Origin of the sequence: Mesorhizobium sp. M0496, from assembly GCF_040321205.1 — a bacterium.
Classification (GTDB): Bacteria; Pseudomonadota; Alphaproteobacteria; order Rhizobiales; family Rhizobiaceae; genus Mesorhizobium.
In genome coordinates, this window is sequence record NZ_JAMYRC010000050.1 from 17,578 (window position 1) to 44,186 (window position 26,609).

Sequence of the window (26,609 nt, forward strand, 5' to 3'; positions counted from 1 at the left end):
CCCGGCATAGGTTAACAGCCCGTTACTTTAGCCGAACCTTCAATAAGAGGTCAGCCGCGCATAGTTCAGAACTTGTGCAATTTAGCTGCGGTTTAAGCTTCGCGCTTAATCTTGCCTATCCGCGCCTGTAACGGCGTTACCTGCCGGTATTTCTTCATGACCGTAGTAAAATGGCTCTGGCTTGAGAACCCGCTCAAATGAGCGATGTCGGCGATCGTCAGGCGCTTGTCGAGAAGCAGCCTTTCGGCGAAGTCCAGCCGCAGGTCAAGAACATATTGATGCGGCGGCACCCCGAACGTTTTGGCGAAAGCCCGCACAAAATGGTAGGGCGAAAACCCGCAAACCGCGGCCATCTCGGCCAGCGCCAGCTTGCGCGAAAAGTTCTCGTTCAGGAACTCCTGCACCCTGCGTGCACCGCGGACCGAAAGTCCGCCTTTCACGTTCAGTGTCGGCTGCCGCATCATATCGGCTCCGGAAGCCCATTCCAGGGTATCGTCATCGCGCCGCATCCTTCAGTCTGCCGATACCTCCCATACGGAAATCAACCTGAGGGCGCATCTTCTGTTCCCTCAAGAAAACAATTCGTGATTGGTCGGACCGACTTATGCTGGCTCTGCTTCGCAAACGAGAGAGATCAGCACGAAACGGGCGACTGGCCTCGGCACCGATGATCCAGGTCAGCCCGGATGCATGCGCCGGCACAATCCCAAGGGAATGCTCCGTGGCGAGGAACTTCTGCGATCCAGGGCCACGGACGAAGTATATCGCGTTGTCCCGCGGGGTGGCCCCTCTGGGGCCTGCACTTTCAGGAATTATATCGAACACATGTCGAGCTGTCCGCACCCGACCGACGCCCCGGGAAACGCCGCTTTCCCGGGCTTCGTCCGCATTTTTCATCCGCCTCGCCTCAGCCGCTCTGCCTGCCGCCTGAAATCCCCTTAGCCCACGCCCCAAATCAACGTAACGCACACGCCTCGGATGAGGAAGAACTCCCGTGCGCAAAGAAAAATTTTTGTTTGGGATAAAAGGAAAAAAATGACCCAAAGAGGAAATTCAAGAACATTTTTTTCCGGCGGTCGCGAGGTCCTCCTCGTCAACGCGTTTTCGTTCATCAGTCTTGGTATGAATCGGCGACTCATTTCCGCACGGTGCCGAACGCTGATATGAAGGCCGCATCGAGGCTCCGCCGGCCTGCGACCTGGTTTTGCCACCTGCGGCCAGGCGACAACGCGGGATAAAGTTAGCCGGTTGCGCCCGGATCGCTAGGAACCATTGCGACGCTGCTCGTACAGATCCCACGCAAGTTCCACAAAACCCAGAAGAACATCCTCCTCGCTCCACCCGGCCGCGACCGCCGCCTGGACGATCTCACGCACGAGAGGCAGCAATTGGTTCTGACATTCGGCCGACATGTCGACGGCGGCGTCATCTCCAGGAGGCCTATTGAAGTTGAATTTCACCATTCGGCGCTCCCCTCGCCCTCGACCGAAACGTTCGTCCTTGTTTTTATTCCCGCTTGCATACAACAAGTCCGCCGCCAAGCATAGGAAGCCTTCGACAACCGGTGGCTGCATAGAATGACGTTGCGTCAGGTCGTCTCTATGCTTCGCCACTCTGCCCAAGGTTACAATTCTTCGACCAGGCTGCCTGTCGCCGGCACTGAGTATCTCTTCGCAACATCGAACGCTTGCCATCGCAAGATGGCTGGCAACATCACTTCCAGCGCATGATCGGCCGCATTGCCTTCTGCAATCGCTCGCTGGATAGTCTCGGCCATGTTGGAGACCCTGGCGACTCACTGGCCCCAAATTTTCGCGGTCATCTCCGTGGTGATGGCGACCGTCGGCATCGTTCACGCCGTCATGACCAAGGAGGATGTCCGCGCCGCCACCGGCTGGGTCGGCGTCATGGTGCTGTCGCCCATCCTCGGCGTGCTGATCTATGCCGTCGCCGGCATCAACCGCATCCGTCGCGCCACGATCACCGCGCAGCGTCCGCTTGCCGGCGACCGGGTGTCCGCCAAGCATGAGCGCGACGTCGCCGCCGAAGAGGCCCTGATCGTCGAGCGATACGGGCCGCGGTTCACCGGCTTGAGAACACTGGGTGACAGGGTGGCGCGGCGTGCACTCACTCCGGGAAATGCAATAGAGGTGCTGGAGACCGGCGACGAGGCCTATGCGGCCATGGGCGCGGCGATCGATGGCGCCGAACGCAGCATCCTGCTCGAAACCTATATTTTCGACAATGATGCCGTTGGCCTGCTCTTCGTCGAAGCGCTGGCCGGCGCCGTCCGGCGTGGCGTCGCCGTTCGCGTGCTGATCGATGCCGTGGGCGCCCGCTACTCCGTACCGAGCATCCTGGGGCATTTGCGCGAGGCCAACATCACCGCCGATCTCTTCAACGGCAACCTCGTCATGGGTCTGCGCCTGCCCTATGCCAATCTCAGGACCCACCGGAAGATTCTCGTGGTCGACGGCATGGTCGCCTTCACCGGCGGCATGAACATCCGCAAGGGCTTCTCCGCCGAATTCGCCGGCTCCAACAGCGCCAGGGACACACATTTTCGGGTGACCGGTCCGGTCGTCGCCGACCTCTTTTCGGTCGCCGCCGAGGACTGGCGTTTCGCTACCAAGGAAGCGCTGAAGGGCGATGACTGGCGAATTGCCCCGCTGTCACCGCCGCCCGGTGTGCCGATGCTGGTGCGGGCGGTCGCTTCCGGCCCGGATGCCAGCAACGAAACCAACCACAAACTGCTGATCGGTGCATTCTCCGTAGCCCGCAAATCGATCCGCCTGATGTCGCCCTATTTCCTGCCGGATCGCGAACTGATCAGTGCGCTGATAACCGCGGGCAGGCGAGGTGTCGAAATCGACATCGTTGTGCCGGCGGTGAACAACCTTTTCCTGGTCGACCGTGCCATGACGGCGCAATTCGACCAGGTGCTGAAGCATTATTGCCGTGTCTGGCGCACGGAAGGACCTTTCGACCATTCGAAACTGGTTTCGATCGACGGCGTGTGGGCCTATGTCGGCTCTTCCAATCTCGACGCCCGGTCGCTGCGGCTGAATTTTGAGATCGACCTCGAGATCCTCGACGCCGGCTTTGCCAGCGAGATCGAAGCGCGCATCCGGTCGGCGCTCGAGACGGCCGTGCCGGTCACGCTGGAAGCGTTGAAGGCTAGGCCGTTCCTCATCAGACTGTTCGACCGGGCCCTCTGGCTCGGTTCGCCCTATCTCTAAGATGGGTTCACCCCATCTTAAACAAAACGACGTGTTAGGCGGATAGTTTGATGCCGATCATGGAATATAGACTGAAAGACTCTATTTGAGGGGCATGGTGAAAGCAGCGGCCATGGCAGGCACACGATGCGCGTGACCGGACGCAGCCTCCCGGCAAGCATGCTGTTATCCATTCGTGACCGCCGGATGCAGAAGGCAAACGTTGCCGCACACAAGACCACGGCCATCACCGGCACGCTGGTTGCCTCCTACAATGTCCACAAATGCATCGGCGTCGACAGGAAGTTCGACCCGGAGCGGACCGTCCGCGTCATCCGCGAGATCGATCCGGATGTCATTGCGTTGCAGGAGGCCGACAACCGCTTCGGCGACCGTGTTGGGCTTCTCGACCTGGCTCGGCTCGAGCGCGAAACCGGCCTTGTTCCGGTGCCGATTTCCGCGACCGGCAAGGGCCATGGCTGGCATGGCAATGTCTTGCTGTTCAAGAAGGGCGTCGTTCGTGACGTGCACCAGATCAAACTTCCGGGCCTGGAGCCGCGTGGCGCGTTGGTGGCGGAGATCGACCTCGATGGAAGCCAGACGCTGCGCGTCATCGCCGCCCATCTCGGCCTGCTGCGCCGCTCGCGCTCCCAGCAGGCACGTGTCGTGCTCGACCTGATGAACAGCCCTGATGAAAAGCCGACCTTGCTGCTCGGCGACCTCAACGAATGGCGCCTCGGCAACCGCTCCGCGCTCAACACGCTGCATGCGACGTTCGGCCCGCAGCCGCCGGCGGTCCCCACCTTCCCCTCGAACCTGCCGCTGCTGGCGCTCGATCGCATCATGGCCAACAGGCATGGCATGATTGCCGCCGTCGACGCGCATGACACGCCGCTTTCGCGGGTTGCATCGGACCATCTGCCGTTGACGGCCTTTGTCCAACTGGAGCGCATGGCTGACGCCGATAACAGTTTGATGTCCCAGGCGTCGCAAAGCGTGTAGATGCTCTGTGGAACGCCCGGCTCTTCCACGAGTTGATAGGTCTTGGATTCGCAGGAGGACCGAATGAAGAAATTGATTTTAGCTTCCATATTGGCATTTGCCGCAACGGCCGCGGTGGTGGCACCGACGCAAGCCGCAAGCGTGATTATCCAGTCCGACGACGATCAATATTCACCTGATGACCAGTATTCACCGGATAATCAGTTCGACAATGGCGAAATCATCGTTCGCCGCCATCACGACCGGCGTATTTACGACAACCGGTATGATGACGACCAGAACGCGCAATATGGCGACTACAACGACGGCGAATATCGCCGCCACCACCGGCATCACCGCTGCCACATCGAACTGATCAAGCACTGGCGCCACCACCACAGGGTGATCGAGGAGGTCCGCGTCTGCGGCTGATCTTTGGCCGGGCCAACCGGCTGGCGAAAGCCGGTGGGTTTGCCCTATTGTCCCCTCGATCAAGCGTTTCGACGGAAGCAGACGAGGGGGTCGGATGATCGCTTACGATTTCACCGGCAGGCACGCGGTCGTCGCCGGCGCAGGCGGCGGTATGGGCGAGGCGATCACGCTGGCGCTGCTCGATGCCGGCGCCTCCGTCACCGCCATCGACGTCAAGCCGCGCCCAGCGTCCCTCGCCGCCTATGACGACAGGCTCACCTTCGCGCAGGGCGATCTCACCGACGCCGCCTTTGTCGAACAGGCGGTCGGTACGGCGGGCCGCGAGCGCGGCGGCATCGACTATCTCGCCAATGTTGCCGGCGTGCTGTGGTTCGGCCGCGACAGATCGGCGCTCGAGATGGATCTCGACGTCTGGGACGAAGTGTTCAGGATCAATTTGAAATCCTTCGTGCACACGGCGCGGTCGGTCGTGCCGCATATGCGATCGGGCGGTCGCGGCGGTGCCATGGTGCATTTCTCGACCATCCAGTGGTATCGCGGCGACGCCAACCCACAGGACGCCTACCAGGCATCGAAGGCCGGCGTCTGCGCGCTCTCCAAATCGCTCGCTATGCAGTTGGCCGGCGAGCGCATCCGCTCCAACGCCATCTGCCCCGGCATGGCGCTGACCCCGCTGCAGGCGCGCTGGGACACCGAGGAAAAGCGTTCGGCCGTTGCAAGCTACGCGCCGCTCGGACGCATCGGCACGCCGCAGGACATGGCCAACGCGGCCCTGTTCCTGCTTTCCGACGCGGCGAGCTACATCACCGGCATCGAGCTTGCCGTCGATGGCGGCCTGCTGATGCGCATGTAGCCAACACACCCGCTGCCGGCTGCGATAACAGAGAAACATCGGCGAATGACTCTATCCAAACGGCTGACCGCGCATCGCAATGATTGCACGGCGCCTCCGGCAACTTTAAGGGGCCCGGCGTCATGAACCGGTCGCTACCCGGACAGGGCCTAACCTCGCTATGATACCCTCTGGACACAGCTGCCGAAGGCTGAAAAATGTGGAACGCAACTCTCTTTGGAGTTGAGCCGGAACACCAGGAGGTGGCGCTGAAATTGGAAGACATTGCCGGCCATCCGGCGTTGCATCGCTACGTTCAGGAGCAGTCGCTGGCGCTGATCCAGATCTATCAGGACAGCCCGCGGCTGGCCTCGATTTTTGCCACGCAGCAGCGCTGGCTGATGGGCCATGTCGGTCTTGCCATGCATTTCAGGCGCGACCCGCGCGACCGTCGCAAGGAGCTGACGGTATCGCGTTTCATCGAAGTCGTGCACCAGCACGCGGTGGCCAGCCGCAACACGGCGGACGCTTTCATCAAGGAGATGCTGCACTACCACATTGCCGAGTATGTGTCGGGTGGCGACGGCCGCACCCACCCTTTGCAGCCGACGGCGGCAACCGTGCAGACTTTTACCGGCTGGGTCCTTGCCCATTTGCGGACGCTGGATCGCCTCGACGGTGCTGACCGCTTGGCCAGGTTCCTGGAGCACCCCGAGATGGTTGCCAGGCTGCAGCCTCTGGTGGCGGACGGACTGCTTGCCTCCAAGCCGGTGCGCGAACCCAATCAGACCTTTTCCCTGTTCATCTGGCTCAACAATGGCGGCATCGTCATGGACTGGCTGATGTCGGGCATCGACCCCGATCATGCCGGGCTGGAGCGGATTGCGACCAGCGTGGTTTCGATCGGCGATTTCGCCAAATGGCTCAAGCTGTCGCGAACTCACCTTGCCCGCAAACTGCGCGCTGCCGAGAATCTCGGCAGCATCGGCTGGCTCGGCCAGCGCGGCCATTCGGTGATGTGGGTGTCGAACACCTTCTACCAGGAATACATGACCGTCCAGGCCGCCAAGCTGGCCATAGTCGATGCCGCTTTCGACGCGGCTTTTGGCCAGCCGGCAGGTAGCTGATCGGCTGGGCATCCCCGTGCAGAGACGCCCAGGGCAACGAACTTCGCCGGCGCGTTGGCTGACGGAAACGAAAAACCCGCCTGCGCGGCGGGTCACTGGCGCAAATCAGCACCATGGACAAATATGTACCATAGCTGAGGGCACGGAGTCAAGAAAAAATTCCTATCGTGAAAAGCTGCCGGCACAAAAGCTGCCGACACCGCCGATGCCCCGGCCCCTCGTCAATCGATATCGAACGAGACGCCCTGGGCGAGCGGCAGCGCCTTGGAATAATTCACCGTGTTGGTGGCGCGCCGCATATAGGCCTTCCACGCATCGGAGCCGCTCTCGCGGCCGCCGCCGGTTTCCTTTTCGCCGCCAAAGGCACCACCGATCTCGGCGCCCGAAGTGCCGATGTTGACATTGGCAATGCCGCAGTCCGACCCATCGACACCAAGGAAGCGCTCGGACTCCTGCAGGTCGCGGGTGAAGATCGACGACGACAGGCCGGCGCCCACCGCATTGTGCTCGTCGAGCACGGTGTCGAAATCCGAATATTTCATCACATAGAGTATCGGCGCGAAGGTCTCTTCCGTCACCGGGGAAACCTGGCTTTGCATCTCGACCAGGGCCGGATGCACGTAATAGGCATCCGGGTGACCGTTCTCGACGCGCGCGCCGCCGGTCACCTTGCCACCGTGGGCGGCGGCTTCCTTCAGCGCCTTCTGCATGGCGTCGAAGGCGGCCTTGTCGATCAGCGGCCCGACCAGCGAGGAGGTCTCCAGCGGATTGCCGACCGAGACGCTCTCGTAAGCCTTCTTGAGACGTGGAACCAGGGCGTCGTAGACGCTGTCATGCACGAACAGGCGCCGCAGCGTCGTGCAGCGCTGGCCCGCCGTGCCCATCGCACCAAAGGCAATCGCGCGCAGCGCCATGTCGAGATCGGCGGTCGGGCAGACGATGCCGGCATTGTTGCCGCCAAGCTCCAGCACCGCGCGCGCAAAGCGCTTGGCCAGCCGTGGGCCGACATCGCGGCCCATGCGGGTCGAGCCGGTGGCCGAAACCAGCGGCACTTTGGGGTGATCGACCAGGATCTCGCCGACGGCACGATCACCGATCAGCACCGGCGCCAGTCCCTGCGGCGCGTCAGCACCGAAACGCTTTACCGCGCGTTTGAAGATAGCTTCGCAGGCAAGCGCCGTCAGCGGCGTCTTCTCCGACGGCTTCCACACCACCGCATCGCCGCAGACCAGCGCCAATGCGGCGTTCCACGACCACACCGCGACCGGGAAGTTGAAGGCGGAAATGACGCCAACGACGCCGAGTGGATGCCAGGTTTCCATCATGCGATGGCCCGGGCGCTCGGTGGCGATGGTCAGGCCGTACAACTGCCGGGAGAGGCCGACGGCGAAATCGCAGATGTCGATCATTTCCTGCACTTCGCCGAGCCCCTCGGACGGGATCTTGCCGACCTCGATCGAGACCAGCCGGCCAAGCTCGGCCTTGTGCGCGCGCAACTCCTCGCCGAGCAACCGCACCAGTTCGCCGCGGCGCGGGCCCGGCACCATCCGCCAAGCCTGGAAGGCCTTGTGCGCGGCGTCGATCGCCTTGGCCGCATCAGCCGGCGAGATCGTCTTCAGCGCCGCGATCTGCTCGCCCGTCACCGGGCTGCGCACGATCAGGTCGCCGCCGACAAGTGCCTCCTTGGCCACACCCAGTTTCGCCAGAAGCTCCGTGGTTTCCGTCGCTATCGTCATTTTTGTCCCTTTCAGATTCACCGCCATCAGATGGCGTTGAACCAATGCTTGCGCAATTTCGCCCGCGTGCCGGTCGGCACTTCGGGCACAGTCATGGCGTGGCATTACTCGTTTCAGGGAAGAATCGCCACCCCGCGATGGTCCAAGCCCTGGCGACACGATTGAGCCAGACGAGCAGACGGCGTTCAGTTTGCCTTTTGCGTCGGTGCGCGAACGGCACCGTCCTTCATCAGCCGGTCGATATGCATGCGGATATGGGCGGCTTCCGCCGCTGTGTTGGCAAGCGCAATGGCGCGGTCGAAGGCGACACGCGCCTCCTCGCCCCGGTCAAGCTGCATCAGAAGCCCACCCTTGAGGCCGAAGAAGTGGAAATAGCCGGAAAGCCGTTCTTCCAGCGGCTCGATCATGGCGAGCGCCTCTGCCGGTCCACGCACCTTCGAGACGGCGACGGCCCGGTTGAGCGTGATCACCGGCGACGGCTGCATCTGCTCGAGCAAACGGTAGAGCAGATCGATCTCGTTCCAGTCGGTGTCCTCGGCCTTTTCGGCCCGCGCATGCAGTGCGGCAATAGCCGCCTGCACCTGATAGGGGCCGGGCTTGCGATGGCGCAGCGCCTTGTCGACCAGTGCCAGCCCCTCATCGATCATCTTGCGGCTCCACAGGCCGCGGTCCTGATCCTCGAGCAGCACGATCTCGCCGCTCTCGTCGAAACGGGCCGGTGCGCGCGCATGCTGCAGAAGCAGCAGCGCCGTCAGCCCCATGATCTCCGGCTCGGTCTGGAACAGCCGCAGCAACAGCCGTGCCAGCCGGATCGCCTCTTCGCACAGCGGCGCACGGGCCGGCGCCTCGCCGCTATTGGTCGAATAGCCTTCGTTGAAGATCAGGTAGACCATGGCGGCGACGGCGGCGAGCCGTTCCGACCGCTCGACTGCGCCCGGCGTCTCGAACGGCACGCCGGCGTCCGCAATGCGCGCCTTGGCGCGGGTGATGCGCTGCTCCATGGCGCTTTCGCCAACCAGGAAGGCGCGCGCGATCTGCTTGACGGTGAGGCCCGAGACAATCCGCAGCGCCACCGCGATCTGCTGCGTTGCCGGCAGGTCGGGATGGCAGCAGATGAACAGCAGCCGAAGGATGTCATCGCGGTAATGCGCCCCGTCCAGCCGCTCGGCGATATCGCTTTCGGCGTCTTCCAGGTCCGAGATCTGGTCTTCCTCCGGCATCGGCGCCTGCTTGGCGCGCTTGCGCACCGCATCGATGCCGCTGTTGCGGCCGACAAAGATCAGCCAGGCCGCGGGATCACGCGGCGGCCCGTTCTGCGGCCAGTTCTTGATGGCCCTGAGGCACGCATCCTGGAAAGCTTCCTCCGCCGTGTCGAGATCGCGGAAATAACGCAGCAGCGCGCCCATCGCCTGAGGGCGGGCGGCGCTGATCGCGGAGCTGATCCAGGCAAGTTCGGTCATGCCGGGACCTTGTTGCGGTTGAAGACCGAGACCGGCCGGATCTCGTAAGAGCCGCCACTCGGATTGACCTCGGAAAGTTCGCGAGCGAATTCCACGGCCTCGTCGAGATCGGCGCATTCGAGCGTGTAGAAGCCGAGGAATTGTTCCTTGGTCTCGGCAAACGGACCGTCGATGACGACCGCTTCGCCCTTGACCCTCCTCAGAGTCGTCGCGGCCGTGGTCGGCAAGAGCCTTGCCACCGGACCAAGCCTGCCGGCCTTGACATATTTGTCCTGGACGTCGCGGAGATTGGCCATGACCTCGTCGTCCTGTGCCTTGCTCCAGGAGCAGACGACATCTTCGGAAGCATAGCAGAGGATTGCGTAGAGCATGGCAGGTCCTTTTTCTCTGTCAAAGGACGAAACAGTAAGACCGATCCCGACACGGCGTCGATAAAAAAATCCCGATGCGGCGGATTTGGCGACCGCCGGTCGCCGCCAGTCAGCTTTCGCGCACCTTCAGCCATCGCAGCACGAGCGCTTCCTCATCGTCCAGACCATCGATCGAGCGCTTGCGCTTGCTGGCCCGCGCCATTTCGTCGAGCAACCGCCCCTCTGACCATGCTTCGAAGACCTGCGGATGGATGTAGCATTTGCGGCAGACGGCACGCGTGTTGCCCAGCCGCTCGGCAACCTTGTCGATGACGCTGTTCATTACCCGCTTTTGCTGTGCCTGGCTTTCCGGCAATTCCGTTTGTGCAAACAGCGACGCGGCATGGATGGTGCCGCCCCATGTGCGGAAATGCTTCGAACTGAACGCATCGCCGGCGGCCTCGCGGATATAGCGATTGACGTCCTCGGAGCGGACCGGTCGCCTGCCGCCGTCCTCATCGAGATACTGGAACAGCTTCTGGCCCGGCAGGTCCTGCGCGCCGCGCACGATTCCAGCGATCCGGCGGTCGATCAGCTTCAGCTTCCATTCCTTGCCGGACTTGCCCTGGAAGGCAAACCGCAGGCTTGAACCGACGATATCGACGTGGCGGTCGCGCAACGTGGTCAGCCCGAAGCTCTTGTTGTCGCGGGCGTAGGCGGCATTGCCGACCCGGATCATCGTGTTGTCGAGCAGCCAGACGACCGCGGCGACGACACGCTCGGGCGGCAGACCACGACGGCGCAGATCGTTGTCGATCCTGCGCCGCAGTTTCGGCAGGCTTTCGGCAAAGGCGACAAGGCTCGAATATTTGGCGCCGTCGCGTTCTTCGGCCCATTGCGGATGGTAGCGGTATTGCTTGCGTCCGCGCTGGTCCCTGCCCGTTGCCTGGATATGGCCGTCGGCGTCGGGCGAAATCCACACATCCGTCCAGGCCGGCGGAATGACGATCGCCTCGATGCGCGCCCTGGTGGCGTCCAGAACCGCCCGCCCGTCCGGACCTTTGTAGGAAAACCCCTTGCCTGTCTTTAGCCGCCGGATACCGGGCTCGGCATCGCTGACATAGGTAAGCGACGCATGATCGGCTGAACTCTGCGCCCCGTTCTTCGGCGCGCCATTTTTCGGCACAGCGTCTTCGTCAGCCGGCCGGTTGTGCGACAATCCGGATTTTTGCAGCATGTCGGCTCCACGCAAATATCCGTAGATAAGCTGTTGGCCGATTGCTGGTTCCACACGCCGTCCGAAAAGCCTGTGGCGGCGATGTGTTGTCCCGGGGGGACTGGCGCCTACAGAGCGCCCTGCAGCTGGATCGATGGCGCGGACAAACGCCGCCGCGCCGCGAGTTTGAACCTGTAGCGAAGACAGCGCCAGGCTTCCGAGCGCCGCTTCGGCGCAGCCGCGGCCACTGCCAGGAAGCGTGCCGCGGTGTCCAGATCGCCGCGCGCATAGTGGACCCGGGCGATCTTGAGGGCGACGAGCCCTTCCCTGGTCTTGAGCGCCGACATCGGGATGTTGCAGTCGACAAGCGTGCGCAATTGTCGGCGCCAATCCAGGAAGCGCCGTACCGGGTTGATCGCAAAGCGGTCATCGGAACGCGCCGGCGAAACCTCATAGACCATGACGGGCTGCGAAACCATGGCCAGCGATGCCTTGCTCATCAGCCGCGCCCAGAACAGCGTGTCCTCGTCATAGGCCAATCCGACCGGGAACCTCGTCTCGCCGATCAGGGCTCGGGATGCCAGGACGCTGCCCACGGCGACCGACCGTATGTCGCCTTTCACATAGGCCGAAGCGTTTGCCAGGCATGCAGCCCGATAGCCGTTCGGTACCTTGATCTGCCGATCCTGGCCGTTCACCCGTCGCCGGTAGGCGCCCACGATCATATCGGCCTTCGGCTGCTCCTCCGCCTGCCGCAGCAGCGAGTGCAGTCCACCTTGCAGATGCAGGTCGTCGGCATCGATCAGGTATACCCAGGGATGGACCGCCTCCGCCAGCGCCACATTGCGGGCACCGCCGGCATCGCGGCAACTGGCCGGCAGCACGCGCAACGGCAACGACAGCTCCGCCGCGGCCTGCCGCGCCACGGCTGCCGTGCCGTCTGTCGATGCATCGTCGACCAACAGTATCTCGCCGATGATTTCGGCCTCGCTGCGAAGAGAAGCCAGCGTTGCCCCGATGGTTGCCGCCGCATTGTGGGCAGGAATAACGACGCTGATCACTCTCAAACCCCGCGCCAACGCGCTTAAAGAATATAATTACTATCCACTTCGAAACGAATGCAAAGTAGCTGCTGCATCAGCGTTTGAGAAGTAGTCTTGTCCACCGGAATTACAGTGAAGAGGTCGCTGCACCAAGCCTGCTTTCACGCTTTTTCGAGCACGACCGGAATGACGTCGACAGCTTGCTCGCCGACCTGTCCCCCGGTGGTCTTGAGAACGCCCACGATCGGCGCGACGTCCGAATAATCGCGGCCGTAGCCGACGGTGATATGGTCGTTGCTGGCCCGCATGCCGTTGGTCGGATCGAATTCCTGCCAGCCGGCGTCGCGACCGCACCAGACCTTGACCCAGGCATGCATGGCATCGGCGCCTTCCAGCCGGGGTTTGCCTTTCGGCGGGATGGTGCGCAGGAAGCCGCTGACATAGCCGGCCGGAATGCCGAGCCCGCGCAGACCGGCGATCATGATGTGCGAAAAATCCTGGCAGACACCGCGCTTCAGCTTGAAGGCATCGCTGGCCCGGGTTCGCACCGTGGTCGCTTCGCCGTCATAGGTGAAATCGCGATGGATGCGATTGCACAGGTTCATCGCCGTGCCGGCGGCTGAGCCGCCGATGCTGTCGCGCGCATAGCCGGTGATCGCAGCATCGATGCCGGCATGAGTGCTGGCCGTCAGGAAATGGTGCGGTGTATCAGGCGCCAGCGACCGCACGGCGGCGAGTTCCTGCCTGAGCCGGCTAATATCGGGTGACACGTCGAGCCCAGGCTCGGGCCGCGACACCGATACGCGTGCGCTCATCCTTATGTCGAGCGTGTCATGCGCCTCGCGAAAGGCGATCGAGGTGACGTTGTTGCCGAAGAAATCGGAAAAATCAGAACGCTCGTTGGGCGCCGGCGCAAAGGACAGTGATGCGGCGATGACGCGCTGAACGCCGGATATCGTCGACGGCAGCACACGGATCTGATGGCGGCCGCCGCCGGCCGCCGCGGCATAGTCGTAATGCAGATGAAGCCTGATGTCGTAAAGCATGCTTTATCCGAAATAGGCTTTGGCGAGGCTGTTGTAGAGGCCGCCGATTTCGTAGGCGAGCTCGTCCAGCGCCTTTGCCGTCATGTCCGAAGGCTCCTTGATGGCGATCTGGGTGTTGAGCTGCAGGATTTCCTTCGCCGCCGGCGACATGTGCCCCTCGCCGCCGAGCGACGGCAACAGGCCGATCTCGGCCTTCAGCCTTTCGAGCTGGAACAGGATGGAGCGCGGATTGAGCGGGTCGAGCGCCAGCAGGTCGATCACCGTGCGCCGGCCGGCCTGCACCGGATATTGCCGGCGGTGTGTCATCACGCTGTCGCCGATCTCCAGCATCATGTCGAGCGCGCCGTCGGGCGCCTTGGCACTGGTCAGCCGGGACAGCGTGCGAGCGATCTGGATGCCGCGCTCCAGCCGGCGGCCGATCTCGAGAAAGCGCCAGCCGGCGAAGCGGTACATGTTCTCGTGTAGCAGGCCGGAAAAGCCGGCGAGCTTGCGCAGGATGACCGTCATCGCCCGGGTCGCGTCGTCGCCCGGTGCGACCGTCGTCGCGAACTGATGGATGGTCTTCGACAGATCCTTCAGCGCCAGCCAGCCATCGGGCGAAAAGCGGTCGCGAATCTGCCCGGCGCTGTAGACCGCACTATCCAGCGTACCGATAAGTCCTGACGGGATCGCCGTTTCGACGTCGATGCCGAAAGGTTCGAGATAATCCCTGATGTCTGCCAAGAGCGGCATGTCCGGATCGGACGTCTCGGCCAGCCGCACATGATAAGCGCGCAGGATGCGCACCGTGTCTTCCGAGCGCTCGATGTAGCGTCCGAGCCAGGTCAGGTTCTCCGCCGCACGGCTGGGCAGGCTGCCGGGCCTGGTGCGGGTGAAACTGTCGCCTTCTTGCGGCAGCAGCGTCTCGCGCTCCACCGGTTTGTCGCTGACAACCCAGACATCCGCTGCCTGGCCGCCACGCTGCATGGCGATCGCCGTCGGGTCGAGCGACAGGCCGACGCGGGCAAATCCCCCCGGCATCACCGTCCAGCCTTCGGGTGTTCGCGCCAGGTAGGCGCGCAGGCTCGCCGGCCGCGGCTCCAGCCAGCCACCGACATAGACGGGCGTCGTCGAAAGCGTCACTGCTTCCTGGCCAACGAAGTCGCCGCCATCGCGTTCGATGCGCGACACCAGCTCCGCCCGCTCCCCGGTGGACAGCGCCGAGCCGAGCTTCGTCTGGTCGTCATCCTCGAAGGCCAGCCTCGTCGACAGCGCCGGGCCGACCACCATGCGGTCGATGTTGGCCAGCACATGCGCGCGCTCGGTCGCTTGCCCGCACCACCATGTCGCGACACTTGGCAGCAACAATTCCTCGCCCCGCAAGGCGCGTGAAATCTTGGGCAGGAAGGCGAGCAGCGCGCGCGTCTCCATAAGGCCGGAGCCAAGCGCATTGACGGTCGCTACCGCGCCCTGTCGGATCGCTTCGACCAGGCCCGGCGTACCGATCTGCGAATCCGCGCGCAGTTCGAGTGGATCGGCGAAGGCGGCGTCGAGCCGCCGCCACAACACGCTGATCGGCATCAGGCCGGAAACCGTGCGCACCATCAGCCTGCCGCCGGAGACAGTCAGATCCTCGCCTTCGAGCAGCATGATGCCGAGGTAGCGGGCGATGTAGGCGTGTTCGTAATAGGTTTCGTTGAGCGGCCCCGGCGTCAGGATCGCGACCCGGCCGTCGGTTTCCTTGGCCATGCCGATCAGCGCGTCGCGAAAACGGCGGAAAAAGCCGGCAAGGCGGTGCACATGCATCTCGCCATAGATGTCGGATAGCGCGCGCGTGGTGGCGACACGGTTCTCCAGCGCAAAGCCGGCGCCGGACGGCGCCTGAGTGCGGTCGCCGAGCACCCACCACTGACCGTCAGGCCCACGGCCCAGTTCGAAGGCACAGAAATGCAGGAAATGACCGCCGGCTGGCTTGATCCCGACGACAGGCCGCAAATATTCGGGGCTGGCGGCGATCAATCCCGCCGGCAGGATGCCTTTCTCGACCAGCCGGTTCGGCCCGTAGATATCGGCGATGGTTTCCTCGAACAATTCGGCGCGCTGCACGAGGCCGGCGCTGATCGCCGCCCACTCGCTCTCCTCGATGAGAACCGGGACATGCGCCAGCGGCCATTCGCGCTCATTGGCGCCGGCCTTGTCATAGACGCGGTAGTAGACGCCGGCATCGCGCAGATACTGGTCAGCGCGGGCGAAACGCTGGCCAAGCTTTTCAGGCCCCAGTTCGTCGAGCGCCTCGATAAAGTACTTCCAGGCCGGACGGGGATTGCCTGATGGATCGACCATCTCGTCGACGACCCCGTCGATCGGCTGGTAGTGCTCCAGCAGGCTGTGGATCTGCGGCTCGCCGCGTACCCTCTTGTGATTCCCCTTTGCCATCGTTGATCAGAGTCTTGCCGGCCGCCGAAGGTCAAGGGTCATCGGGAAATCTTCGGCGGGTTGTTCCTCACGCAGCACATAAGTGGACGGCGTATGGCCGCGCGGTTCGAAGCGGGCGAGACGCCGGGCCTCCGCCTCATTGCTGTTGACCGGGAACGTATCGTAGTTGCGCCCGCCCGGATGCGCGACATGGTAGACGCAGCCGCCGACCGCCCGGCCCGACCAGCGGTCATAGATATCGAACACCAGCGGCGTGTTGACCGGCAGTGCCGGATGCAGACCGGAGGCCGGTTGCCAGGCCTTGAAGCGGACGCCTGCCACAGCCACTTCGCGGTTGTCGGTGACCTTCATCGGCACGATGCGACCGTTGCAGACGATCGCATGACGTTCCGGATTGAGACCTTCGGTCTTGACCTGCAGCCTCTCGACCGATGAATCGACGAAGCGCACGGTACCACCGATCGCTCCTTGCTCGCCCATGACATGCCACGGCTCCAGCGCCTGGCGCAGTTCCAGCTTGACGCCGGCGTGCTGAACTTCGCCGCAGAACGGGAAGCGGAACTCGAGCTGGGCGTCGAACCATTCGGGCCGGAACTCGAAACCGTTGAGCTTGAGATCGTCAAGCACGTCGAGAAAATCGGCCCAGACATAGTGCGGCAGCATGAAGCGGTCATGCAGCGAGGTACCCCAGCGCACGAAGCGGCCGTCGAGCGGGCTCTTCCACGCGCGGGCAATGATCGCCCTGACAAGCAGTTGCTGCGCCAGGCTCATACGCGCATTGGGCGGCATCTCGAAACCGCGGAACTCGACAAGACCCAGCCGGCCGGTCGGCCCGTCCGGCGAGAACAGCTTGTCGATGCAGATTTCCGAGCGGTGCGTATTTCCGGTGACGTCTGTCAACAAATTGCGGAACAGCCGGTCGACCAGCCACGGCAAGGGTGCTGCGCCCTGATCTGGATGCGGCACCTGCGCCATCGCGATTTCGAGTTCGTAGAGCGAGTCGTGACGCGCCTCGTCGAAGCGCGGCGCCTGGCTGGTCGGGCCGATGAACAGGCCCGAGAAAAGATAGGACAGCGACGGACGCCGCTGCCATTGCAGCACAAGGCTCTTCAACAGGTCTGGCCGGCGCAGGAACGGGCTGTCGTTCGGCGTGGCGCCGCCGACGACGACATGGTTGCCGCCGCCGGTGCCGGTATGACGGCCGTCGATCATGAACTTGTCGGCGCCAAGCCGCGTCTGCCGCGCTTCCTCGTAGATCGCCGTCGTCGTCGCCACGCAATCCTGCCAGTTCGAAGCCGGATGGATGTTGACCTCGATGACACCGGGATCGGGCGCCACGCGGATGACGTTGAGGCGCGAATCGTGCGGCGGGCCATAGCCCTCGATATGCACGGGAAGGCCGATCGCCTTTGCCGCGTTTTCGGCCGCCGCGACCAGTTCGAGATAATCCTCCAGCGCCTCGACTGGCGGCATGAACACGCAAAGCCGGCCGTCGCGCGGTTCGACCGAAAGCGCGGTGCGCACCGCGCCGCCGATCTCGGTGATCTTCTGTTCGACGCGATCCTGCTGGCCGGTCGCTGCCGTGAAGGACGCCGCCTGCTGGCGGCGCGCCATCTCGTCGGCGCCTTCCAGTTCGGCCGGCGCCGTCCCCGGCAATATGGCTTCACGCGCGGGCAGCGGTCCGCGCGGCAGCGACGGATCGACCGGCACGATGTAGGGGAACTGCGCCGGCGGCACGTAGGGCAACGTGCCGAGCGGCAAACGGTAGCCGACGGGTGAATCGCCGGGCACCAGGAACAGCCGGCCGCGCCGCGTCTTCCATTTTTCCGAGCGCCAGCGCGGCCCCGATGCCTGGCTGTTCCAGCGCTGCACGGGCAACACGTAACCCGACGGCTTGGTCAGTCCGCGTTCGAACACTTTCGCCATGCGGCTGCGTTCTTCCGGATCCTCCAGCTTGGAGTTGGATGGATCGACATTCTCCGGCAGCTTGCCTTCCTTGAGCAGCCACTCGGCCGGATCTTCATAGGCTTCGCTGACCATGCTCTCATCGATGCCGAGTTCGCCGGCAATCGCGGTGAGCAGGCTTTCGGCCTGTTTCGGGCCGATATCGGCCTCGCTCTTTTCGCGTGCGATCAGCGACGGGTCGCTCCACACCGGCTGCCCATCGGCACGCCAGTAAAGCGAGAAGGTCCAGCGCGGCAGGCTTTCGCCCGGATACCATTTGCCCTGGCCATAGTGGAGGAAACCACCCGGCGCGAAACGCTCGCGCAGTTTTCGGATCAGTTCATCGGCCTTTTCGCGCTTGGTCGGGCCGACGGCGGCGGTGTTCCATTCGGCCGACTCGAAATCGTCGATCGACACGAAGGTCGGCTCGCCGCCCATCGTCAGCCGCACGTCCCCGGCCGACAATGCGGCATCGACCTTATTGCCGAGCGCATCGAGCGCCTGCCAGCTTTCATCCGAGAACGGTTTGGTGATGCGCGGATGCTCGGCGATGCGGTCGACTCGCATCTCGAAGCCGAATTCGACATTGGCGAAGCTCGCCATGCCGGAAATGGGTGCCGCGTTGCGGAAATGCGGTGTGGCGGCGAGCGGCACATGGCTCTCGCCAGTGAGCAGGCCGGAGGTCGGATCGAAGCCAATCCAGCCGGCGCCGGGAAGATAAACCTCGCACCAAGCGTGCAGGTCGGTGAAGTCGACGGCGGTCCCGGCTGGACCGTCCAGCGCGACCAGATCCGGCTTCAACTGGATCAGGTAGCCGGAAACGAAGCGCGCGGCGATGCCGAGATTGCGCAGGATCTGCACCAGCAGCCAGCTCGAATCCCGGCACGAACCCTTTTTCGCGGCAAGCGTCTCCTCCGGCGAGAACACACCGGTCTCCATACGGACGATATAGGCAATTTCGCGCTGCAGCCGGGCATTGAGATCGACGAGGAAATTGACGGTATTCGGCGCGCTGCGGTCGATTGTCCCGAGCAAGGCCGAAAGGAACGGGCCGGCAGGCTCCGGCGTCCGGTAGATGGCGAGATCGTCGCGTATCTCTTCCGGGTATTCGAACGGGAAGGCCTCGGCCGATGGTTCAACGAAGAAGTCGAACGGATTGTAGACCGTCATGTCAGCGACAAGGTCGACCTCGATCTTCAGCTCCGTCACCGGCTCGGGGAAGACGAAGCGGGCAAGAAAGTTGCCGTATGGGTCCTGCTGCAGATTGACGAAGTGGTTCGCCGGCTCGACTTTGAGCGAATGGCTGAGCACCTTGGTGCGGGAATGCGGCGCCGGCTGCAGCCTGATGATCTGGGGACCGAGAACCACCGGCCGGTCGTATTTGTAGTGGGTCAGGTGGTAGACGGCTGCCAGAATTGCCATGGGGCCCCGGAATTCAGCGTTTCAAACGATTTCGCTGAACCCTGACACATCAGGCGGCCATTCTCCAAGCAGAGATGTTGCGGTGCACCTAATTTAAGCAGCTACCGAACGCTCAGAAGAACGCCTGTATCCCCGTCTGCGCCCGTCCCAGGATCAGCGCATGCACGTCATGCGTGCCCTCATAGGTGTTGACCGTCTCCAGGTTTTGCGCGTGGCGCATGACGTGATAACCGATCTGGATGCCGTTGCCGCCATGCATGTCGCGGGCCTGGCGGGCGATGTCGAGCGCCTTGCCGCAATTGTTGCGCTTGACGATCGAGACCATCTCAGGCGCCATCTTGCCTTCATCGAGCAACCGCCCGACACGCAAGGAGGCTTGCAGCCCAAGCGCGATCTCGGTCTGCATGTCGGCGAGCTTCTTCTGGTAAAGCTGCGTGCCGGCCAGCGGCTTGCCGAACTGCTTGCGGTCGAGGCCATACTGGCGGGCGCGATGCCAGCAATCTTCCGCAGCCCCCATCGAGCCCCAGGAAATGCCGAAGCGGGCGCGGTTGAGGCAGCCGAACGGACCGCCAAGGCCCTTGGCGTTCGGTAGCAGCGCATCCTCGCCGACTTCGACACCTTCCATCACCACTTCGCCGGTGATCGATGCCCGCAGCGACAGCTTGCCGCCGATCGTCGGCGCCGAAAGCCCCTTCATGCCCTTTTCCAGCACGAAGCCGCGGATCTCATCCTTGCCGTTCTCGCCCTTCAACTTCGCCCAGACGACGAACACATCGGCGACCGGCGCGTTGGAAATCCACATCTTCGAGCCCGAGAGCTTGTAGCCGTTCGCGGTCTTCTCGGCGCGCGTCTTCATGCCGCCGGGGTCTGAGCCGGCATCCGGCTCGGTCAGCCCGAAACAGCCGATCCACTCGCCGCTGGCGAGCTTGGGCAGATACTTCTTGCGCTGTTCGTCCGAGCCATAGGCATAGATCGGGTACATCACCAGCGACGACTGCACTGACATCATCGAGCGATAGCCGGAGTCGACACGTTCGACTTCCCGCGCGACCAGCCCGTAGGTCACATAGTTGGCGCCGAGCCCGCCGAATTCCTCTGGAATGTTGATGCCGAGCAGGCCGGCCTCGCCCATTTCGCGGAAGATAGCGGTGTCGAAGGTCTCGTTGAGATAGGCGTCCTCGATTCGAGGCGCCAGTCTGTCGGCAGCAAAGGCCGCAGCACCATCGCGCACCATACGCTCGTCTTCCGAAAGTTGGTCCTCGATCAGGAAGGGGTCTTCCCAGACGAATGCATTCTTGTCGGCAGCCATGGCATTCTCCCAAACCAATGCATGTCGCCCAAAAGTATCCAGCGGTTTTGGGATGACTACATGCATGAAGCAAAATCTTGGCCCGGCTTATCGGCCCACACCTAGAAAAAATCAAACGAAATTGCTTCACCGATCAATGAGCGTTAGTAATGGATCATGAATGTCCAACGCCGCCTTTTGCCCAACATCAGCGCCCTTGCCGCCTTCGAGGCTGTGGCCCGGCTCGGCAGCTTCACCGCTGCTGCCCAGGAGCTTGATCTGACCCAGGGCGCGGTCAGCCGGCAGATCAGATTGCTGGAAGATCAGTTCGGCCGCCGGCTGTTCGAACGCGACAGCCGCAATGTCAGGCTGTCGACGGCGGGGGAAATCTACGCCGAGGCGGTGCGTTCAGCCCTTGGTCAGTTGCGTGACGCAGCCCTTGGATTGATGAGCAATCGGCATAGTGGCATCCTGAACCTTGCCATACTGCCGACTTTCGGCACGCGCTGGTTGATGCCGATGATCCCCGATTTCGTCGAAAACAATCCCGATATCACCATCAACTTCGTCACCCGCGTCGGCCGTTTCGACTTCGCCCGCGAACGACTGGATGCGGCCATCCACTACGGGCTGCCGGACTGGCCGGAGGCGGACTCGACGCTTCTGATGCGCGAAACGGTGGCGCCGGTGGCGTCGCCCGAATTCCTCGCTGGGCGCGCCATGGCCTCACCGGCCGATATCGGCCGCCTGCCGCTGCTGCATATGGCGACGCGGCCCGGGGCCTGGACCGAATGGTTCGAGCATCAGGGGCTGAGCGCGCCGACCGGACCCGGTATGCAATTCGAACAGTTCGGCACCGCTGCCCAGGCCTGCATGGCGGGGCTCGGCGTCGCACTGTTGCCGCTGATCCTCATCGCAGGCGAATTGCAGCGCGGCCAGCTCGTGCCCGCGCCCGGCAAGCCGATGCAAAGCCGCAGCGCCTACTATCTCGTCGTGCCGCACCACAAGCGCGGCCATCCGCCGGTCGCCAATTTTCGCGACTGGCTGCTGGGCCAGGTTGAGAAGGAGCCGGCTATCCTGGCTTGGTAGCTACTTGCGCTTCAGCGCATCAGCCAACGCCGCACCGAACGCGCCCTGCTGCGCCGGCCTTTCCGGCTGGCGTTGAGGTGCCGGCGAACGCGGCGCCGGCCTGCCGCCGCCATCGTCGCGCGGTCCGCCGCGCGGTGCACCACCTTCGCCACCATCCTTGCGCATGGAAAGCGCGATGCGCTTGCGCTTGATGTCGACATCGACGACGCGCACTTTGACCACATCGCCGGCCTTGACCACCTCATGCGCGTCCTTGATGAACCGGTCGGCCAGCTGCGAGACATGCACCAGCCCGTCCTGATGGACACCGATGTCGACGAAGGCGCCGAAGGCAGCGACATTGGTGACCGTTCCTTCCAGCAGCATGCCGGGCTTCAGATCCTTGATGTCGTCGATGCCGTCGGCAAAGGTCGCCGTCTTGAAACCGGGGCGCGGATCGCGGCCGGGCTTTTCCAGCTCCGCCAGGATATCGCGCACCGTTGGCAAGCCGAAACGCTCATCGACGAAGACGCGCGGGTCGAGCGCCTTCAGTGTTGCACTGTCGCCCATCAGCGAACGGACATCGCGCCCGCAGGCGGCGACGATCTTCTTCGCCACGCCATAGGCTTCGGGATGCACCGACGAGGCATCGAGCGGCTCGCTGCCATTGGCAATGCGCAGGAAGCCGGCGCTTTGCTCGAACGCTCGAGGTCCAAGGCGGGAGACCTTCAGCAGATCCTTCCGGCTGGCGAAAGGGCCGGTCGCATCGCGATGCGCGACGATGGCGTCCGCGAGTGACGCACCGAGGCCTGAAACGCGCGCCAGCAGTGGCGCCGAGGCGGTGTTGAGATCGACGCCGACGGCGTTGACGGCATCCTCCACCACCGCCTCCAGCGAACGGCCGAGCCGGTACTGGTCGACATCGTGCTGATACTGGCCGACGCCGATCGATTTTGGCTCGATCTTGACCAGTTCGGCCAGCGGATCCTGCAGCCGTCGCGCGATCGACACGGCGCCGCGCAGCGACACGTCGAGGCCGGGGAATTCCGCTGCCGCCGTCGCCGATGCCGAATAGACCGAGGCACCCGCCTCGCTGACGATCACCTTCAGCGGCTTCGGGCCACCGTCCGCCGGCATGTCGGACAGCATGTCCGCCACCAGCTTTTCCGTCTCGCGGCTGCCGGTGCCGTTGCCGATCGAGATCAGCTCGACCTTGTGCAGGCGGATGAGCTTGGCGAGTTCCGCCTGCGTGCCACGCACATCGTTCCTCGGCGGAAATGGATAGACCGTCGTCGTGGTCAGTACCTTGCCGGTTCCGTCGACCACCGCCACCTTGACGCCGGTGCGGATGCCGGGGTCGAGCCCCATCGTGGCACGAGAACCGGCCGGGGCCGCGAGCAGCAAATCCTTCAGATTGCGGGCAAAGACGTGGATCGCTTCCTCTTCCGCTCGTTCGCGCAGATCGCGCATCAAATCGAGCGTCAGGTGCAGCGACAGTTTTATGCGCCAGGTCCAGCCCGCCACCTCCATCAGCCAGCGGTCGCCCGGCAGGCTGCCGCCGATGGCATAGGCATTGGCGATCATCCGCTCGACCGGCTTCACCGGCGAGGTGTCGTCGGCATCGACCTCGATGTCGAGCGACAGCACCTCCTCGTTGCGGCCGCGCAGCATGGCCAGCGCGCGATGGCTCGGCACGTTTGCCCAGCGCTCGACATGGTCGAAATAATCGGAGAATTTCGCGCCGGCCTCTTGTTTGCCGTCGACCACCCTGGCCCGCATGAAGGCGCGTTCCTTCATGTGGGTGCGCAGTTTGCCGACCAGATCGGCATTCTCGGCGAACTGTTCCGACAGGATGTCGCGCGCGCCATCGAGGGCGGCTTTGGCGTCGGCCACCTCTTCGCTGACATAGGCCAGCGCCAGTTCGGCCGGGACGAGCGAACGGTCGGCAAGAATGGCTTCGGCCAGCGGCCCCAGCCCGCGCTCCCTTGCGATCTCGGCCTTGGTCCGTCGCTTGGGCTTGTAAGGCAGATAGATGTCTTCCAGTTCCGCCTTGGTCGTGGCGGCGACGATCTTGCCCTCGAGTTCCGCGGTCAGCTTCCCCTGCTCGCGGATGGAGCCAAGGATGGTGTCGCGGCGCGCATCGAGCTCGCGCAGATAGGCAAGCCGTTCGGCAAGGTCGCGCAACTGCGTGTCATCCAGTCCGCCGGTGACTTCCTTGCGGTAGCGCGCCACGAATGGCACCGTCGCGCCCTCATCCAGCAATCCGATCGCCGCCGCTGCCTGTTCAGGCCGGGCAGTGATCTCGGCCGCGATGATGGCTGCAATGCGCTTGATGTCGGATGCCATGTCGTTCCTGCTCTCGTCGAAAGAGCGGCGACCATAGGCGCAGACGCTCGGTCCGCCAACCGCCGCGCTTTGATCAGCTCGGAGGGTCCACAGGAAAGCGCGCGCTAATGTGGCGACCCAGGCGCGCTCAGACCATGCGGCTCAGCGCCTCGAAGAACGCGACGATCTCGACATCGAGCGGATCGTCCACCGGCTCCGGCTGCGACGACATCTTGGCGATCACCACTTCGGCCTTTGGGTCGACATAGAGCCACTGGCCGTGGATGCCGACGCCGCAATAGGCGCCGTTCTCGTGTCCAGTCTGGTACCATTTGTTGCGATATCGGCCGTTCGGAAACAAAAGCGCCATCGTGCCTCGCTGCCAGGCTTCCGCACTGCCGCCGGTGGCAACCGTATCGCGCACCCAGGCTTCCGGCACGATGCGGCGGCCATTGGCCGTGCCGCCTTGCCGCATCATCTCGCCGACACGTGCCAGATCACGCGGCGTCACCGAAATGCCACCGGCGGTGCGCGCTGTGCCTTCCATATCGACGCCGATCGAGGCTTCGCTGATAGCGCCAAGCGGCAGCCACAATTTCTCGCGCATCAGGTCGGCGAAGCGCTGACCGGATGCGCGTTCGAGCAACAAGCCGAGCAGGTCGGAATTGGGCGAGCGGTAGCGGAAGGTCTGGCCATGCGGCTCGGCCAGGCGCTGCAGAGTCAAGATGAATTCCCGCAGGCTCTCCGTGCCGCCGCCAGGATTCCACAGCGTGGCGCGGCGATAGCGGGCGAAAGCACTCTCCGGATCGAGATAGGCTTCCTCGAAATCGAGGCTGACGCTCATGTCGAGCACATGCCGCACGCTCGCATCGCCATAGGCAGAGCCGGCGGCTTCAGGGATGTAGGCCGTCACCGGCGCTTCCGGGTCGAACGCACCCTCGCCTTCCAGTATGCCGGCGACGATCGCTGTCAGCGACTTGCTGATCGAAAAGATGATGTGGCGGGCGCCGAAATCCATGTGCGGCGCGAACCGGTCGCCGACGATCTTGCCGCCCTTCATCACCGTCAGCGCATCGGTGCTCGAACGCCCGAGAAACTCAGCCACCGTCTCCGGTACGCTGGCGATCGTGACCTTCTCGTCGAGCAGGCCGCCCATGTCCCGGACCGTCGTCTCGACACCAGCCGGCACCGCCGCCACGCGGGCGGTTGGCACCAGTTCGCCGAGATTCTGGAACGACCACCGGTTGAACGGGCTCTCGCGCCAGTTGGCGAGCAGCACCTCGTTGCGACGGAAGCCGTAGCGGGTCTCGAACGCGGTCTTGCCGGTCATGGCCATTCCTCCGGGTCGTTTCTTCTTGTGGGGCTCAGCGAAGTGCCGTGGCGATGGCATGCACAGCCTTCAGCGTCGCTGTGGAATAGGCGACATTGCTGAAATCCGGATAGGTCGAAAGCTTCACCACGACCATTCCTGTGTTCCAGTCGACATGGATCATCTGCCCGAACACGCCCCGGCACATCAGCGCGCGCGAGCGCGGGTCCTCGATCCAGAACTGGTTGCGATAGCTGCCCTCCGGCAGGCTGGGGCTGAAATCCGGCCCATGCGCGCCGTTGCGTGTCGCCTCGACCCATTCTGCCGGCACGACGCCGCCACCATTGTCGAGGATCAGCTGGCCAAAGCGGCCGTAGTCGCGCAGCGTTGCATTGAAGCCTCCGTCGGCCACCGCATAGCCGGCGCTGTCAACCGTGAAGCAGGCGCTTTCATCAGCGCCTAGCTTTTGCCATAGCTCTTCCGAAACCAGCTGCGGCAGCCGTTTGCTCGTCACCCGTTCCATGATGAAGGCAAGCACGTCGGTCTCGATCGAGCGGTATTCGAAGACAGCACCATGCGGGCGGATCGTTTCCTTCAAGCCCAGGATCAGTTCGAACATATGCGAGGGCCAGCGAAAGGCCGGATCGCTGTCCGGCGGCACCGGCTTCCAGCCGGTGGCGACGTCGACCTGGCCAATATCGGAATAGCGGTCGGTATACTCCTCGGAGAAGCGGACGCCGCTGGTCATGTCCAGCACATGCTGGACGCTGGCGCCGGCCCAGCCGGTGACGCTGAGTTCCGGCAAATAATCAGTGACCGGCTTGGCAGGATCGATCAGGCCGCGCCCGACCAGTATGCCGAACACCGAACCGGTGACGGACTTCGCCATCGACTGCGACAGATGCAGCGTGCGCTCGCCCATGCCGTTGAAATAGCGCTCATAGGCAACCTTGCCGTCCTTCAGCACCAGGAAGCCGTCCGTATAGGTCTCGTCGAGCAGCCCGGCGGGCGTTGTCGGCTTGCCCTCGCTGTCTTCGACCGCCAGCCCATCGAGATCGACCTCGGCGCGTTCGAACCGGTGGCGATGGCCATTGCCGCGCCAGACTTCGGCGGTCGGGAGAATTTCGCGGATGTGCTGGAACGCCCAACGGTTCCACGGTGGCCGGTCCCAGTCGAGCTTCGGCGGCACCATGGCGGGCGGCGAGCCCTGCATGATCGGCGGCCGCGGATCGGAGTTGCGGTAGGATTCCATGACAGCCGAGCCCCTTGAACGTAAAAACGGACCCGGGGGCGGGCCCCGCCCGGGGCGGCGCAAACGCCGGTACAGGTGGCGGTGGGGGCGCCTCATGGGGCGGGGCATTTAACCCTATCCCCCCCCCCGCGACGCGCATGAATTG

Annotated in this window: 21 protein-coding genes; 6 read left to right on the plus strand and 15 right to left on the minus strand. The window is 63.6% G+C overall.

From position 1 onward, the window contains the following. Positions 1-92: 92 nt before the first annotated feature. The 3 genes from NKI73_RS28955 to NKI73_RS28965 form a co-directional block, all read right to left on the minus strand. Positions 93-509: a helix-turn-helix transcriptional regulator gene (locus NKI73_RS28955; protein ID WP_352634868.1), complete on the minus strand. Its 417-nt coding sequence runs from the start codon at positions 507-509 to the stop codon at positions 93-95. A 753-nt stretch (positions 510-1,262) separates the two neighbouring features. Beyond that, positions 1,263-1,463 carry a hypothetical protein gene (locus NKI73_RS28960; RefSeq protein ID WP_352634870.1) on the minus strand — a complete coding sequence of 67 codons (201 nt, stop codon included), beginning with the start codon at positions 1,461-1,463 and terminating at the stop codon, positions 1,263-1,265. Positions 1,464-1,624: 161 nt separating this feature from the next. After that, a complete protein-coding gene (locus tag NKI73_RS28965; protein ID WP_352634871.1) occupies positions 1,625-1,777 on the minus strand; it encodes a hypothetical protein in 153 nt (50 codons plus the stop codon). Between NKI73_RS28965 and NKI73_RS28970 the strand changes: the two genes are divergently transcribed. The 5 genes from NKI73_RS28970 to NKI73_RS28990 all read left to right on the plus strand — a co-directional run bounded on the left by NKI73_RS28970 (position 1,776) and on the right by NKI73_RS28990 (position 6,590). Then, positions 1,776-3,239, plus strand: coding sequence for a phospholipase D-like domain-containing protein (locus NKI73_RS28970; RefSeq protein WP_352634872.1), 1,464 nt, complete (start codon positions 1,776-1,778; stop codon positions 3,237-3,239). The two genes, NKI73_RS28965 and NKI73_RS28970, sit on opposite strands and share 2 nt — an antisense overlap. A 126-nt stretch (positions 3,240-3,365) precedes the next feature. After that, on the plus strand, positions 3,366-4,220 hold the full coding sequence (locus tag NKI73_RS28975; RefSeq protein WP_352634874.1) for an endonuclease/exonuclease/phosphatase family protein: 855 nt from the start codon (positions 3,366-3,368) through the stop codon (positions 4,218-4,220). Between the two features lie 63 nt (positions 4,221-4,283). Next, positions 4,284-4,631, plus strand: a complete 348-nt coding sequence (locus NKI73_RS28980) for a hypothetical protein (RefSeq protein ID WP_352634876.1) — start codon at positions 4,284-4,286, stop codon at positions 4,629-4,631. A gap of 94 nt (positions 4,632-4,725) precedes the next feature. Further along, the gene (locus NKI73_RS28985) at positions 4,726-5,484 is read left to right on the plus strand and encodes an SDR family NAD(P)-dependent oxidoreductase (protein WP_352634878.1); all 759 of its coding nucleotides are present in this window, start codon (positions 4,726-4,728) and stop codon (positions 5,482-5,484) included. A gap of 197 nt (positions 5,485-5,681) precedes the next feature. Beyond that, on the plus strand, positions 5,682-6,590 hold the full coding sequence (locus tag NKI73_RS28990) for a hypothetical protein (protein WP_352634880.1): 909 nt from the start codon (positions 5,682-5,684) through the stop codon (positions 6,588-6,590). A gap of 221 nt (positions 6,591-6,811) precedes the next feature. Here the strand turns inward: NKI73_RS28990 and amaB are convergent, their stop codons facing one another. The 9 genes from amaB to NKI73_RS29035 all read right to left on the minus strand — a co-directional run bounded on the left by amaB (position 6,812) and on the right by NKI73_RS29035 (position 20,531). Beyond that, positions 6,812-8,326, minus strand: coding sequence for an L-piperidine-6-carboxylate dehydrogenase (gene amaB, locus NKI73_RS28995; RefSeq protein ID WP_352634882.1), 1,515 nt, complete (start codon positions 8,324-8,326; stop codon positions 6,812-6,814). A gap of 185 nt (positions 8,327-8,511) precedes the next feature. Continuing rightward, positions 8,512-9,786, minus strand: coding sequence for an RNA polymerase sigma factor (locus NKI73_RS29000; protein WP_352634884.1), 1,275 nt, complete (start codon positions 9,784-9,786; stop codon positions 8,512-8,514). Continuing rightward, positions 9,783-10,157 carry a YciI family protein gene (locus NKI73_RS29005; RefSeq protein WP_352634885.1) on the minus strand — a complete coding sequence of 125 codons (375 nt, stop codon included), beginning with the start codon at positions 10,155-10,157 and terminating at the stop codon, positions 9,783-9,785. The genes NKI73_RS29000 and NKI73_RS29005 overlap by 4 nt, the downstream gene beginning before the upstream one ends. 109 nt (positions 10,158-10,266) lie before the next feature. Continuing rightward, on the minus strand, positions 10,267-11,373 hold the full coding sequence (locus NKI73_RS29010) for a DNA topoisomerase IB (protein ID WP_352634887.1): 1,107 nt from the start codon (positions 11,371-11,373) through the stop codon (positions 10,267-10,269). A gap of 107 nt (positions 11,374-11,480) precedes the next feature. Then, the gene (locus NKI73_RS29015; protein ID WP_352634889.1) at positions 11,481-12,413 is read right to left on the minus strand and encodes a glycosyltransferase family 2 protein; all 933 of its coding nucleotides are present in this window, start codon (positions 12,411-12,413) and stop codon (positions 11,481-11,483) included. 143 nt (positions 12,414-12,556) lie between these two features. Beyond that, positions 12,557-13,441, minus strand: coding sequence for a transglutaminase family protein (locus NKI73_RS29020; RefSeq protein WP_352634891.1), 885 nt, complete (start codon positions 13,439-13,441; stop codon positions 12,557-12,559). 3 nt (positions 13,442-13,444) lie between these two features. Then, positions 13,445-15,856, minus strand: coding sequence for a circularly permuted type 2 ATP-grasp protein (locus tag NKI73_RS29025; protein WP_352634893.1), 2,412 nt, complete (start codon positions 15,854-15,856; stop codon positions 13,445-13,447). Positions 15,857-15,862: 6 nt separating this feature from the next. Beyond that, positions 15,863-19,222: a transglutaminase family protein gene (locus tag NKI73_RS29030; RefSeq protein ID WP_352634895.1), complete on the minus strand. Its 3,360-nt coding sequence runs from the start codon at positions 19,220-19,222 to the stop codon at positions 15,863-15,865. Between the two features lie 112 nt (positions 19,223-19,334). Then, complete coding sequence (locus NKI73_RS29035; RefSeq protein WP_352634898.1) at positions 19,335-20,531, minus strand: acyl-CoA dehydrogenase; 1,197 nt, start codon at positions 20,529-20,531, stop codon at positions 19,335-19,337. Positions 20,532-20,687: 156 nt separating this feature from the next. On the opposite strand from NKI73_RS29035, the gene NKI73_RS29040 reads away from it, so the two are divergent. Then, entirely contained in the window at positions 20,688-21,599 is a 912-nt protein-coding gene (locus tag NKI73_RS29040) for a LysR family transcriptional regulator (protein ID WP_352634900.1), read from the plus strand. Here the strand turns inward: NKI73_RS29040 and NKI73_RS29045 are convergent, their stop codons facing one another. The 3 genes from NKI73_RS29045 to NKI73_RS29055 all read right to left on the minus strand — a co-directional run bounded on the left by NKI73_RS29045 (position 21,600) and on the right by NKI73_RS29055 (position 26,464). Then, positions 21,600-23,924 carry a Tex family protein gene (locus tag NKI73_RS29045; protein WP_352634902.1) on the minus strand — a complete coding sequence of 775 codons (2,325 nt, stop codon included), beginning with the start codon at positions 23,922-23,924 and terminating at the stop codon, positions 21,600-21,602. A gap of 127 nt (positions 23,925-24,051) precedes the next feature. Further along, the gene (locus tag NKI73_RS29050) at positions 24,052-25,233 is read right to left on the minus strand and encodes a serine hydrolase domain-containing protein (protein ID WP_352634903.1); all 1,182 of its coding nucleotides are present in this window, start codon (positions 25,231-25,233) and stop codon (positions 24,052-24,054) included. Positions 25,234-25,267: 34 nt separating this feature from the next. After that, a complete protein-coding gene (locus tag NKI73_RS29055) occupies positions 25,268-26,464 on the minus strand; it encodes a serine hydrolase domain-containing protein (RefSeq protein WP_352634905.1) in 1,197 nt (398 codons plus the stop codon). Positions 26,465-26,609 lie beyond the last annotated feature (145 nt).

Bases quoted from the DNA above. Each gene is read 5' to 3' on its own strand.
- NKI73_RS28955 (WP_352634868.1), bottom strand. From the start codon at position 509: ATGCGGCGCGATGACGATACCCTGGAATGGGCTTCCGGAGCCGATATG.
- NKI73_RS28960 (WP_352634870.1), bottom strand. From the start codon at position 1,463: ATGGTGAAATTCAACTTCAATAGGCCTCCTGGAGATGACGCCGCCGTC.
- NKI73_RS28970 (WP_352634872.1), top strand. From the start codon at position 1,776: ATGTTGGAGACCCTGGCGACTCACTGGCCCCAAATTTTCGCGGTCATC.
- NKI73_RS28965 (WP_352634871.1), bottom strand. From the start codon at position 1,777: ATGGCCGAGACTATCCAGCGAGCGATTGCAGAAGGCAATGCGGCCGAT.
- NKI73_RS28975 (WP_352634874.1), top strand. From the start codon at position 3,366: ATGCGCGTGACCGGACGCAGCCTCCCGGCAAGCATGCTGTTATCCATT.
- NKI73_RS28980 (WP_352634876.1), top strand. From the start codon at position 4,284: ATGAAGAAATTGATTTTAGCTTCCATATTGGCATTTGCCGCAACGGCC.
- NKI73_RS28985 (WP_352634878.1), top strand. From the start codon at position 4,726: ATGATCGCTTACGATTTCACCGGCAGGCACGCGGTCGTCGCCGGCGCA.
- NKI73_RS28990 (WP_352634880.1), top strand. From the start codon at position 5,682: ATGTGGAACGCAACTCTCTTTGGAGTTGAGCCGGAACACCAGGAGGTG.
- amaB (WP_352634882.1), bottom strand. From the start codon at position 8,326: ATGACGATAGCGACGGAAACCACGGAGCTTCTGGCGAAACTGGGTGTG.
- NKI73_RS29000 (WP_352634884.1), bottom strand. From the start codon at position 9,786: ATGACCGAACTTGCCTGGATCAGCTCCGCGATCAGCGCCGCCCGCCCT.
- NKI73_RS29005 (WP_352634885.1), bottom strand. From the start codon at position 10,157: ATGCTCTACGCAATCCTCTGCTATGCTTCCGAAGATGTCGTCTGCTCC.
- NKI73_RS29010 (WP_352634887.1), bottom strand. From the start codon at position 11,373: ATGCTGCAAAAATCCGGATTGTCGCACAACCGGCCGGCTGACGAAGAC.
- NKI73_RS29020 (WP_352634891.1), bottom strand. From the start codon at position 13,441: ATGCTTTACGACATCAGGCTTCATCTGCATTACGACTATGCCGCGGCG.
- NKI73_RS29025 (WP_352634893.1), bottom strand. From the start codon at position 15,856: ATGGCAAAGGGGAATCACAAGAGGGTACGCGGCGAGCCGCAGATCCAC.
- NKI73_RS29030 (WP_352634895.1), bottom strand. From the start codon at position 19,222: ATGGCAATTCTGGCAGCCGTCTACCACCTGACCCACTACAAATACGAC.
- NKI73_RS29035 (WP_352634898.1), bottom strand. From the start codon at position 20,531: ATGGCTGCCGACAAGAATGCATTCGTCTGGGAAGACCCCTTCCTGATC.
- NKI73_RS29040 (WP_352634900.1), top strand. From the start codon at position 20,688: ATGAATGTCCAACGCCGCCTTTTGCCCAACATCAGCGCCCTTGCCGCC.
- NKI73_RS29045 (WP_352634902.1), bottom strand. From the start codon at position 23,924: ATGGCATCCGACATCAAGCGCATTGCAGCCATCATCGCGGCCGAGATC.
- NKI73_RS29050 (WP_352634903.1), bottom strand. From the start codon at position 25,233: ATGACCGGCAAGACCGCGTTCGAGACCCGCTACGGCTTCCGTCGCAAC.
- NKI73_RS29055 (WP_352634905.1), bottom strand. From the start codon at position 26,464: ATGGAATCCTACCGCAACTCCGATCCGCGGCCGCCGATCATGCAGGGC.